Origin of the sequence: Bifidobacterium sp. UTBIF-68 (assembly GCF_006408855.1) — a bacterium.
GTDB classification, from domain to species: Bacteria; Actinomycetota; Actinomycetes; order Actinomycetales; family Bifidobacteriaceae; genus Bifidobacterium; species Bifidobacterium reuteri.
Window position 1 is genome coordinate 54,590 of record NZ_JFAN01000014.1, and the last position, 12,574, is coordinate 67,163.

Genomic DNA, 12,574 nt, shown 5'->3' on the forward strand with positions numbered 1-12,574 from the left:
AACCTTCCAGTCCAGCATCTTTCCAGCGTTCACCCAGCAGAGTAGGATATGTTCGGCACTGAATCGAGAGCCGTTGTGAGTCGACAAACAGGGGACGAACACCAAATGACTGAGACCAACGAGACGTTGAGCATGGCAGTTGATGCGCAAGTCGCGCGGGACCTGCCTCACAGCATCGTCATTCCGCCTATCCAGGGCGAAATGGTGCATCTGCGTCCTGCCACGGTGGAGGATTTGCCTCGTCTTGACGAACTGGATGCTTTTTATGGAGCTTCCAAGATCACCGGTAAGGATGCGGCCACCGAACGCGCCATGATTCATACGTGGGTGCGTCGCTCTCAGGCATGGGAGGCTGGCAGGACTCCGGGGGAGTCCGGCGTGGGCGATCCGGAACTGCGTCGCACCATCGCTTGGGCTGTGGTCACCGACGCCGACCATGACGAGGACGGCAAGACGGACGCCGGTGCCACTGACAATGTGATCGGCATGATCTTCCTCATCGACATTGATGGCTGGTCCCGCTCCGCGCGCATTCAGATCGTACTTGGTCGCGACTATCGCGGACGTGGCTACTCGCGTGACGCCATGCCCCGTGTGATGACGTATGGTTTCGCCGCCGAGCCGGCCGGCTTGGGCATGCATCGTATCTGGGTCGCTGTGCCGGAGAAGAACACGCGTTCGATCTCCGTCTACCAGTCGTTGGGCTTCGTACCGTCCGGCACGTCGCGCGACGCCCTGTGGGACGCCGAAAACAACAAGTATCAGGATCTGATCGTCATGGACACGCTGGTGGATGAATACGATCCGATCCGATCGCTGGAAGCGTTCGGCATGCACCTCATCGAAAACAATCCCGGTGTGCAGGAGGCGCTCGCCGCACGTGAGCATTCCGTGGCGCTGCGTCAGAAGACCGCGTCCGAGCAGGCCGCTGCATCACAGGGGGGTCATCAGTTCGCTGAGGATGCCGAAAACCGGACCGGTGCTGATGCAGACACGGCCACCGCGTCTGCACGACAGCGTACGGTGGAGCAGCCTCAACATCGGCAGGCTGCGGGTGAAGCGTCGCATGAGAAGTCCCGCCTCAGCGCTGAAGAAGAGAGCAACTGGCCATATGGTCAGAACGAACGAAAGCCTTCGAAGGAAGCTTGGTGGCGCACGCTGGGGCGTGGCCGCAAGCGTGACACGGAAAGTGAGCGGTGATAGCAGCATGAGCGCCGAGGATCTCGACAATTACGAAACCGATGCCGAGCTCGCCCTGTACAAGGAATATCGTGACGTTATCAAGCTGTTCACCTATGTCGTGGAAACCGAACGTCGCTTCTATCTGGCGAACAAGGTCGATTTCAACGTTCGCTCCGCTGGGCAGGACGTGTATTTCGATGTGCAGTTGACTGACGCCTGGGTGTGGGATGTGTATCGCTCCAGCCGTTTCGTCAAGTCGGTGCGCATCGTGACCTTCAAGGACGTCAACGTCGAGGAAGTGCAGAAGACCGACATCGACATTCCCGACGACATCAATTAGTTTCAGGCAGTCGGCACCGTCAGCCTAGTGATCAATCTCACAATTGTCTGTGTGGCGTAGGCCCCCTCTGATGGACGTTGCCGTGAAGCAAACAGCGGAGCTGTTTGTAGGCAACGTGCGAGCCGACAGGCGAGCCAGCAGGCTGCGCGCGGAGCGCGTCCGTAATTGCAGGACGGGCTGTCAGCGAAGCTGACTGGGGGAGAGACAGAAGATGAAGTCCTCAATTACGTGAGACAGACCACCGGAGATGGCATTGACGGTGCGGGGAGGAATGTCAGGTTTGCCTTGCCTGTCATCCATTGTTCACCTGATACTCAGGGAAAATTCAGGCCGATAACGTATAGGACGCGTGTCTTGTTTGCCTGCGATTGATAAAACATGTCGCGTGAACGCACAGCATATTTTCCAGGGATGCAAGGCATCCATCGCATGCATCGCAGCTGCCGCCACATTGATGGCCGGTGGCGTCTTGAACACCCCCGCCGCCTCCGCATTGGAGATCGACGGCCAGTACTACAGCAGCAAGCAGCCGTATGTGGCTCCTGATGCCGAGACCACCGCGAACTACAGCAAGGCACCTGAAGGCTATGAGACGGTGTACACCGAATCGATGGCCCGCCACGGTTCACGTGGTCTGTCCAGCTACAAGTACGACGCCCTGCTGATGAAGATGGCGGAGGCTGCCGACAAGGACAATGGCTTCAAGTCCGACGCCATCAAGAATGAATTCGTCAAGAACCTGACGGCCATCACCGCAGCCAATGTGCAGAACGGCTACGGCATGCTCACCGGCCAAGGCGCCAATCAGCATCAGGGCATCGGCACGCGCGCCTACGAGCGCAACAAGGCGTTGTTCGACAAGGCCGCTCAGGACGGCGGCAAGATCGCCTACCAGTCCTCCGGCGAGGCCCGCGCCACCGAGTCCGGCGAGAACTTCGCCCGCGGATTCAACACCGCCTCGAACAACGAACTGGCCAACAGCACGGTGAACCCGGCCGATCCTGCCGGCACCGGCGAGGCCGCCGTGTTCGACAAGACGCCGAACACGCTGTACTTCCACAAGGCCGAGAACCCCGACGGCACCGAGAAGACCGGTGACGCCAAGAAGATCGCCGACGATTACCAGAACTTCGTGGAGAACGACCAGACCATCGCGGGTGCCGAGGAGACCATCTCCGAGAACGCCGATGTCATGACCGCCTCCCATGATCTGCTGTCCCAGATCTTCACCGACGACTTCCTCGCCAAGCTGGCCGACGGCACCTACAAGTGGTACAACACCGCCGACGGCACCAAGAACGGCGACGTCAACTGCGCTCCGGGCGCCGATCCGAGCAAGGATGCGGACGCCTGCGGCGAAGCCAAGAAGAAGATCGCCTCCGAATACGACGCCGCAATGGATCTGTACAATCTGTACATCATCGCTGCGGATATGCAGAACGAGAACACCGGAAGCCATACCTTCGACTTCAACCAGTACTTCCAAGGTCAGCAGGCCAGCGACGCGCGGCTGTTCGCGTGGGCGCTCGACGCTGAGGACTTCTACGAGAAGGGCCCGAGCTACACCGGTCAAGATGAGACCTACAAGATCGCCCAGCCGCTGCTGGACGACTTCTTCAACACCATCGACCAGCGTGTGAACGGCGGCTCCACCGTGGCGACCTTCCGGTTCGCCCACGCCGAGACCATCATGCCGTTCGCCGCGCTGCTCGGCCTGCCTGGTTCCACCCAGCAGGCTCCGGCCAGCACCACGGACGTCTACACCTATGACAACAACGAGTGGCGAGGCGAGTCCGTGACGCCGATGGCCGCCAACGTGCAGTGGGATGTGGCTGTCAAGCCGGGCAACGACCCAAAGACCGGCCGCGCCTACACGCCGCTGGTGCGCATGCTGTACAACGAGAAGGAGATCCCCTTCCGCTCCGAATGCACGCCGATCGCTGATGGCTCCACCTGGTACAAGCTCACCGAGCTGAAGAGCTGCCTCGAAGCCGGTCACCAGACCACCGGCGACAATGCCAAGCTGCAGGACGGCTCCAACCCGCTGGTCGGCCTCGTCTCCGAGTTCGGCACGTACTGGCAGGCCCCGCAGTTCAATGACGACGGCACGCTCAAGAGCGCCGGCAAGGTGCTCAACAAGCAGGTGCTCGCCGAGAACGACGAGAAGGTCGTGGCCATCAACAACAAGGCCGCCGAAGGCGCCACCGATGCCACGCCGAGTGAGCAGCAGCAGCGCGCGCTCTCCGACCGTGACGCCGACAAGGACGTGGCCACCGCCTTCAAGGACGGATTCGGCCCGGTGATCGGCGAATACTTCGCACAGGGATACAACGACGGCAGCCTGGACAAGGTGGCCGCGGTCATGAACAACAACGGCTGGTCCGGCAACCCCGCGAAGAATGTCAACCAGTCGCCCCGACCCTACGTCTCCGACCGCAGCACGTGGGCTCCCATCAAGGATGACGCCACCGGCCTCAACCAGAACACCGGCTCCAACGACCTCGCCGGGCTGCCCACCAGCCTGGACATCATCAAGGTCAACACCGATGCGGACGGCAAGGCTCTGGGCTCCGACGGCAAGCTTCATTCTCCGGACTATCCGAAGAACTCCTATGAAGGCTCCTTCCCGTCCGGCCACACGAACAAGGCCTACTCTCGTGGCGTGGTGCTCGCCGTCATGGTGCCGCAGCTCGCCCCCGAGATCCTGGCCCGCACCTCCGAAGCCGGCAACAACCGCATCGTCCTCGGCGTGCACTACCCGCTGGACGTGATGGCCGGCCGTATCGGCGGCCAGTCATCCGTCGCGGCCTACATGAACGCCAACGCCGATGAGGTGGCCGCCGCTTCCGAACAGCTCACCACCTACCTTGCCTCCCGTTGCAAGGCCGACGGCTTGGGCGACACGCTCGAGCAGTGCATCGACAACACAGGTGCCGCAGCCGACAAGGGCTACGCCAACGCCTTCACCGACGAGGTCTCCTCCAAGCCGGTCACCGACCGTGCCTCCGCTATCGCCGCCTACCAGGCGCGTATGACCTACGGCTTCACCCAGGTGACCGCTGGCGGCAAGGCCTTCACCGCTCCGGAAGGCGCCTCCGCACTGCTGCGTTACGCTTACCCGTCCCTCACGGACGAGCAGCGCAATGCCGTGCTCGCCAAGACGGCAATCGACTCCGGTTACCCGCTGGACGCCTCCTCCCAGGGCTGGCAGCGCATCGATCTGGCCACCGCGCTCAGCGCCAAGGTCACCCTGAACAAGGCCGGCGAGGTCATCGCCGTCGCCGCCGCGGACAAGCCCAGCGTCATCGTCTCCAACGAGACCGTGACACCCGGTGACACCGATCAGAACACCAAGCCGTCCACTCAGGATAAGGACAAGGGCTCCAAGATGCCGAACACCGGCGTCGCGGTCACCGGTGTCGCGGCCGCCATGGTGCTGCTGGCGCTCGCCGGCATCTCCCTGAGCCTGTGGAAGGTCCGCCGCTGATTGATGGGCGATAGGTGTCATGCCGCCGATGGTTGAGATGGATGGCATGACACCGATGCCTGTTGGCAAATGGTGAATAACTCACAAACCAATCGATGCGCCCGGTCTGCATATTATGGCAGGCCGGGCGCATCGATTAGTTGACGGCAATCGCTTGTGGGCGCCGATATCAGAGCGCGTGCTTTGTTTGATACTCCGCCCCATGTGGCATAATGCACTAGGCCCGTGTGACGGGAGAATTCTGTAAGCATTCGATCATCTTTCCGTGTGCGATTCCGGGGCGTTTAGTAGACTGTCTCTGATTTTGCGTTTATAAGGAGCATAATGAGCGAAAAGCAATCCGTGGTGATTATCGGTGGTGGTCCCGCCGGCTTGACTGCTGCATGGGAGCTCGTCAAGGATGGCGGTTCCGACAGATATGACGTGACTGTGCTTGAAGAGACCCACGAATTCGGTGGCATCTCCCGCACGGTGAAGCATAACGGCAACCGTATGGACATCGGCGGCCATCGCTTCTTCTCCAAGGACGACCGCATCATGGACTGGTGGAAGACCGTGCTGCCGTTGCAGGGCGCTCCCTCCTATGATGACAAGAAGCTCGGCCGGGAGCACGATATGGAGCCCGGCGGCCCGGATCCCGAGACGGAAGACAAGGTGATGCTCAAGCGTCACCGCGTGTCCCGCATCTATTGGAACCGCCGCTTCTTCGATTACCCGATTTCGCTGAGCCCCAACACCTTCAAGGCCATGGGATTTAAGCTCACGCTGGTTGCCGGCTTCAGCTACCTGAAGTCCATGTTCCACAAGCTTCCGGAAGACAATCTGGAGAACTTCTACATCAACCGTTTCGGTCGCAAGCTCTACTCCATGTTCTTCGAGGGATACACCGAGAAGCTCTGGGGCCGTCACCCCTCCCAGATCTCCGCTGACTGGGGCGCCCAGCGCGTCAAGGGCCTGAGCATTCTGGGCGTATTGAAGAACGCCTTCCAGAAGCTGCTGCCCAAGAAGCGCTCCAACGCCGAAGTCGAAACCTCGCTGATTGAGGAATTCTGGTATCCGAAGTACGGCCCCGGCCAGCTGTGGGAGACCGTGGAATCCAACTGCGAAGCCGCCGGCGTCAAGGTGCTCACCGACGCCAAGGTGGTCGAGGTGCGTCAGACCAACGGTGCCATCTCCTCCGTGGTGTATGAGGATTCCGAAGGCAACCGCACCGAGCTTGCCGGCGACCAGTTCATCTCCTCCATGCCCGTCAAGGATCTGGTCAACGCCATCGACGCGGCCGGTGCCGATCCCGAGGCCACCGGTTCCAAGGCGGCCCCAGCCGACATGACCGCCGTCGCCAATGGCCTTCCGTACCGTGATTTCGTGACCGTGGGCCTTCTGGTCAAGCACCTCAAGCTCAAGAACACCACCGACATCCCCACCCTCGGCAATCCTCCCATCGTTCCCGATTGCTGGATCTACGTCCAGGATCCGGGCTACAAGGTCGGCCGTCTCCAGATCTTCAACAACTGGAGCCCCTATCTGGTCAAGGACGTCGACGACACCGTCTGGATCGGCCTCGAATACTTCTGCGAGGAAGGCGACTCCTTCTGGAACATGTCCGAAGAAGACGTCACCAAGTTCGCCATCTCCGAACTCACCCGCATGCGCGTCATCAACGGCCCCGACGAGGTCCTCGACTCCCATCGTGAGCGCGTCCGGAAGGCGTACCCCGCCTACTTCGACACCTACGAGCACATGGACGAGCTCATCGAATACCTCGATGGTTTCGGCAACCTCTACTGTGTCGGCCGCAACGGCCAGCACCGCTACAACAACATGGACCACTCCATGGCCACCGCCATGGAAGCCGTCAGCAACATCAAGACCGGCAAGACGTCCAAGAAGAATGTGTGGTCTGTCAACACCGAAAAGTCCTACCACGAAGCAAAGTAAATAACGGAGCGTTAGCTGTGCCGAGCCGTTAAGCGGACAGCCCTGTGGGCTGCCCGTAGGCGAGGTGAGCGGCTTGCCGCGAAGGCCGCGTGCATCGCGGCTCCTCGGTCGCGGTACCTTTGTACAGCTTCCCTCGGTGCGCCTTGCTACCGCACGCGTTATTCACTTTGCTTACGCAAAGTGATCAGTGAACGTCATGAACGGCCTGCCGGATAATCCGGTGGGCCGTTTGCATTGGTCGTGCCAAGGTTGTACAGTGTTGCGAAGTTCGCAAGGGCGCCAGAGACGCAGCGAACATTCATGAGCGGTGCAACCGCAAATCACTCTTAACTCCGTAAGTGGGCATGAGCCTGTTCGGTATGGAAAGGGCAACCAGTGGCAAATAGCCAGAATCTAGAAGATATGAAGCTTCCTGAGCTCAAGGAGCTCGCCAAGCAGATGGGATTGCGCGGAACTTCAGCTATGAGGAAGCCCGAGCTTCTCGCCACCCTGCAGGCAGCTCGCAGTGGCGGGGAAGCGCCGGCTGGCGTCAGCGTCCGTCAGCCCAAGGCGGTCAAGGCATCGAAGCCTGTCGCCACTCCTGCAGCTGCCGCCGAGCAGCCCGCGGAACAGGTCGCCGCAGCACCACAGCACGTTCAGACCCAGCCGGATACCCAGCCAGCTGAGCCGAACATCACACTGCCTGAACCAGTCGCAGAAGCGGAATCCCATACGGAAACCAGCGTGGAATCCCATACGGAAACCAACGTGGAATCCCATGTGGAATCCCGTGGCGAGCGTCGCGTCCGCCGCAGGACCCAGGAGATGATGGATAGTGTCGAAGAGCCGCGTGGCCGTCGCAAGCGTATCGAGGATGATGGCGAATTCACTCGCCGCAAACCGCGTAAGCATGCGGATGCCGAGGTTGTGGCCGACGACCTGCTGGCCAGCCTCGATCTCGGCGGTACCTCGCCGGTGCCTGTCGAACGCCGGCGTCGTCGTGACGATGAGGAAGCGCCGCTGATCCGCCGTATTCGCGATGACGAGGACATGCAGGCCCGTCGTCGTCGAGTCGAACCGGATGACGAGAACGTGCGCGATCTCGATGACATTCTCGCCACGTTGCCGACGCAGAAGCATGACGAGCCGATGGACGACGAGGACACCGACGACAATCAGGATCGCGGTGAATTCACCCGCCGCAACCGTAACCGCGGTGATCGTGCTGATCGCGGCGGTGACCGCAACAATGATCGCGGTGGCGATCGCAATGACCGTCGCAACCGCCGGATGCGCGGCCGTGATCGTGACGTCATGCTTGACGACGACCGTCGTGAAGAGCCGCAGGAGGATCTGGTCCCGGTGGCCGGCATCATCGATGTGCTGGATTCCTACGCATTCGTGCGCACCTCCGGCTACCTGCCCGGTCCGAATGACGTCTACGTGTCCATGGGCCAGGTCAAGAAATACGGCCTCAGGAAGGGCGACGCCGTGCACGGTTCCATTCGTGCTCCACGTGAGGGCGACCGTCGCAATCAGCGTCAGAAGTTCGTGCCGTTGCAGGCCATCGATTCGATCAACGGCCAGAGCGTCGAGGAATCCCTGAAGCGCCCGCAGTTCTCCAAGCTCACCCCGCTCTATCCGCAGGAGCGTCTGAAGCAGGAAACCACGCCGAACAAGCTCACCGGACGCATCATGGATATCGTGGCGCCGATTGGCAAGGGCCAGCGTGGCCTTATCGTCTCCCCGCCGAAAGCCGGCAAGACCATCACCCTGCAGAACATCGCCAACGCGATCACCACCAACAACCCGGAAGTGCATCTGATGGTGGTGCTCGTGGACGAGCGTCCTGAGGAAGTCACCGATATGGAGCGTACGGTGCAGGGCGAGGTCATCTCCTCCACGTTCGACCGTCCTGCTTCCGACCATACGACGGTCGCCGAACTGGCCATCGAGCGCGCCAAGCGTCTGGTGGAACTCGGCCAGGACGTCGTCGTGCTGCTTGATTCCATGACCCGACTGGCCCGCGCCTACAACATCGCGGCCCCGGCCTCCGGCCGCATCCTTTCCGGTGGTGTCGACGCGCAGGCCCTGTATCCGCCGAAGAAGTTCTTCGGCGCCGCACGCAACATCGAAAACGGCGGCTCGCTGACCATCATCTCCTCGGCCTTGGTGGAGACCGGCTCCAAGATGGATGAGGTCATCTTCGAGGAGTTCAAGGGCACCGGCAATATGGAACTGCGGCTGTCCCGCGAGCTCGCGGACAAGCGACTGTTCCCGGCCATCGACATCAACGCTTCCGGCACCCGCCGCGAAGAGCTGATCACCGAGCCGAAGGAACTGCCGATCATCTACCGTCTGCGCCGACTGCTGGGCGGCATGGAACCCGAGCAGGCCTACCAGACGCTGGTGCCGCGACTGAAGAAGACCGCCACCAACCGCGACTTCCTTGCCGCCATCGTGCAGCAGGCCAACAACGGCAATGCCGTCAATGGCAATTGATTGAACTGATTGGATTCACCCGAGTCATGCCGCGCGCATGACTACGACTATGGCCCGGTTTCCACTGTGGGAGCCGGGCCATAGTCGTAGCAGAGTCATAGTCACGCGCTGAGCGCCCTTACACTGTGCCCCTATGCGTGCTTCGCGTAATACACCGTGTCGATGCCGGGCCCGCGGTCGTCAGGCAGCGTCTTGATCAGGGAGAAGCCCATTTCGCCAAGAATGTGCAGATGAGCGCCGTTCTTGCTCCATGTGCGCGTGGCCACCACGGTTCCCGCCACGTCGGGCAGCGTGAACAACGCGCGATACATGCGCTCGGTCAGATGCGCGCCGCGATACGCTTCAGCCACCAGAATAGTACTCACATACGTGCATACGCCGCCGTCCACGTACGCGCATGCGTAATCCGGGCGGTATGACATGAACCCTGCCAGCGTCTGATTGCCTGTGCTGTCGCCGGCCTCGGAATTGCTATCGTTATCGGCGTTAGTACCGGCATCAGCATCGGAGCCATCATCCACTGCCAGCAGGAACCGCTGCTCCAACAATGCCCGGTAGTAGTCGTCGATGGCATGGTCGGCGGCTGCCGCGTGCGGCGCCAAATCGGACTGAGTCGAGCTGTGGCGTGCGGACAGCGGCGGTACGAACTGCTCATCACCCCAGCGCAGCAGTGTCTTCAATTGCTTCAGTACTTCGGCGTTGCGCGGCGTCTCCTCCAGCGTCGGTACATAGTCGATCGAGACGGTCATGCGATTACCTCCTGTCTTCGGCAATGCCGTCAGCAGCGGACATCGCCGGTAACAAGTTATACAAGTGATGCGGTTGTTCCTGATGTCGGACCGAATGGCGACCTAGCTCAGCGCGGCTTGCGCGCGTGAATGTACAGACGGTTCGTATACGGATCCAGATGTTCGGCGCACAGACGCTTGAATTCGCGCTCCAGAGCCTCGTATTCGTTGTCGGACATCGCCTCGGTGCGGTAGAAGATCAGGCTCGCCACCGCGAATGCATTGGTGAGCACCAGCGGATTGGGGTCTTCGGATTCGACCTCCTCCACATCGATATGCTCGAATCCTATGGAATCCAGCATGCCCTCCATTTCGGTCTTGGTGGGGTAGAAGGCGGGGAAGGCCCATCCCTCAGGGAATTTGTCGTCAAATCCGAGATTGGCGATGGCCAGCCGCGCATTGGCGTGGAGCCCGCGATACGTGTCATGGCCGCCCTGATGCACAGCCAGCTCACCTCCCGGGCGCAGTGCGCGGAACAGTGCCGTATAGGTGCGCTTCGGGCGACGCGCCCAGTGCAACGCGGAATTCGAGAACACCAGATCATACCGCTCGCGTTTGGAGAGCTGTTCGGCATCCTCCACACGGAAATTGATGCGCCCACGGTAGGTGGATGCACGTGTGCTATCGGATGAGCCATGGGCGGCGTCCAATGCGGTCAGATGCTTGTCGTAATTCTCGTACGCCTTCTTGATCTGCCCTTCGGACAGATCGATGGCGCTGACGATCATATCCCGGTTCTCATCCCACATCTCAATGGTCGTGCGGCCATTGCCGCAGCCCACATCCAGCACGCGTCTGCCGGACAGCCAGGAGAAGTCGGTGTCGTCGATGAGCTTGATGCCCTGCTTGTGCTGGGTCTGCGAGGTCCTGTCATAGCGCTCGCCGTTGTACCGCACATGCGAGCTGGCGTTGTCGTGCCCGCCCATGATGTTCACCGTGCCGAACAGCGGATTGATGGGGACGCCCTTGTCAATGCATTCCTGATACAGGTCCGCGTAGATGGCAAGCAGCTGCCCCACGCGGTCGCGATTGCGCTGGCCCTGCGGGGAATCGTCGAACAAGGTGCTGAGCATCGGCCCCCAGTCGTCTACCGGCTGGATGGTCTGCGACAGCAGCGCGTATGTGGTGGGGAAAGCTTTGTGCATGGCGACCAACAGCAACAGCATCAGGCGGTATTCGGGGACTCCCGAACTGCGTCGCTCCATCTCCACCATGATCTGCAGCGAGTTGAGGATGTTCTTGATGGAACGCGGGTTCTTGTTGGTGGTGAGCAGGAAGATGTTCTCGATCTGCCGACTGAGCGAGGCATATTGCCATTCTTCGGGCAGCAGCCGCATGGCTTTGAGCCGTTCCGTGATCATCGGCATCACATCATATTGGGAGACGGGCACATTGAACGGCAGCTGGATGATCTTGTCGAAGAAATCCTGGGCCACGTTGCGTCCGTTGATGCGTTCACGGCCGTACTTCTGCGTGATGCCAAGCTTGACCACGTCGAAATCCACAGCCAGCACGAATACGCAGTTGCGAATATCGAACAGGTTCTTCATGGTCTCGAGCAATACCACGGCCATGCCGGGGTCCAGCCGGTCCAGATCGTCGACGAAGATGATGAACCCCTTGTCGGTCACGCCGTTGTCGGGCGCGGAGACTTCGGAATCGATGATCTGCTCCAGCGACTTCTTCACGTCGGAAACGCGCCCGGACCGTGCAGGACCGTCCAGTCCCACCGTGTTCCACAGGCGGTCGACGCTTTCGGTCTCCACATTGAGCATGTTGAGCGCCACGGTGGAGATGGTCCGGATCGAACGCTTGATGCCTTCCGCACGCTGGCTGTCCTGGCTGGATTTCGGCTTGTCGAAATGGTCGCTCAACTGTGAGACCAGGCTGATGAAGAGCTTCTTGGCGGCGTCCTCCTGATCGGATTCCAGGAACAGGTTCCATGTTTCCAGCCAGATCGCGTCGAACCGTGACGTATCCGGCAGTCGCCTGTCGCATAACTGTGATTCGATCATGCGCATGAACGAGGTTTTGCCGCTGCCCCATTCGCCTTGGATGGCCACGGTGAGCGGCGTGCTGCTGTTGCGGATGAAATTGCAAAGGGAATCCACGTAGCTGCCCACACCGAACCGATCTTCATCGCTGGATGCGAGAGGAATGTCGCTGGCCAGATACTTCGTGGGTGCTTTACCCCCGTTGCCGGTTGACGCAGGCTGTGCCGCGAGGCGAACGTCGATCTGTGCATGCAAAGGCTCGGGGGATGCGGAAGATGCAGAGGATGGTATGGAGGATACTCGCGTCATTGCCTTGCCCTTCTCTCGGTTGATGCTCTTATCATACGCACGCATCAGCGTGATA

The 12,574-nt window shown here is 60.7% G+C and carries 6 protein-coding genes and 3 pseudogenes; 7 read left to right on the forward strand and 2 right to left on the reverse strand.

Going from position 1 to position 12,574, the window contains the following annotated elements; translation table 11 throughout:
• Nucleotides 1–105 precede the first annotated feature (105 nt).
• From BW14_RS04660 to rho, 7 genes and pseudogenes are all read left to right on the forward strand, one after another.
• A pseudogene (locus BW14_RS04660) lies at nt 106–906 on the forward strand (GNAT family N-acetyltransferase); the annotation flags it as partial.
• 171 nt (nt 907–1,077) lie between these two features.
• Nucleotides 1,078–1,200 (forward strand): annotated as a pseudogene (locus BW14_RS12510) (N-acetyltransferase); the annotation flags it as partial.
• A gap of 7 nt (nt 1,201–1,207) precedes the next feature.
• Nucleotides 1,208–1,522, forward strand: a complete 315-nt coding sequence (locus BW14_RS04665) for a DUF2469 domain-containing protein (RefSeq protein ID WP_044089362.1) — start codon at nt 1,208–1,210, stop codon at nt 1,520–1,522.
• A gap of 400 nt (nt 1,523–1,922) precedes the next feature.
• Nucleotides 1,923–3,575: pseudogene (locus BW14_RS12225) on the forward strand (histidine-type phosphatase); the annotation flags it as partial.
• Between the two features lie 309 nt (nt 3,576–3,884).
• The gene (locus tag BW14_RS12230) at nt 3,885–5,009 is read left to right on the forward strand and encodes a phosphatase PAP2 family protein (RefSeq protein ID WP_140464798.1); all 1,125 of its coding nucleotides are present in this window, start codon (nt 3,885–3,887) and stop codon (nt 5,007–5,009) included.
• A 324-nt stretch (nt 5,010–5,333) separates the two neighbouring features.
• Complete coding sequence (locus BW14_RS04675; RefSeq protein ID WP_044089364.1) at nt 5,334–6,947, forward strand: NAD(P)/FAD-dependent oxidoreductase; 1,614 nt, start codon at nt 5,334–5,336, stop codon at nt 6,945–6,947.
• Nucleotides 6,948–7,322: 375 nt separating this feature from the next.
• Nucleotides 7,323–9,428, forward strand: coding sequence for a transcription termination factor Rho (gene rho / locus BW14_RS04680; RefSeq protein ID WP_044089365.1), 2,106 nt, complete (start codon nt 7,323–7,325; stop codon nt 9,426–9,428).
• Nucleotides 9,429–9,559: 131 nt separating this feature from the next.
• Here rho and BW14_RS04685 read toward each other — a convergent pair whose 3' ends face one another.
• A complete protein-coding gene (locus BW14_RS04685; RefSeq protein WP_044089366.1) occupies nt 9,560–10,177 on the reverse strand; it encodes a hypothetical protein in 618 nt (205 codons plus the stop codon).
• A 107-nt stretch (nt 10,178–10,284) separates the two neighbouring features.
• A complete protein-coding gene (locus BW14_RS04690) occupies nt 10,285–12,519 on the reverse strand; it encodes a P-loop NTPase fold protein (RefSeq protein WP_044095742.1) in 2,235 nt (744 codons plus the stop codon).
• Nucleotides 12,520–12,574 lie beyond the last annotated feature (55 nt).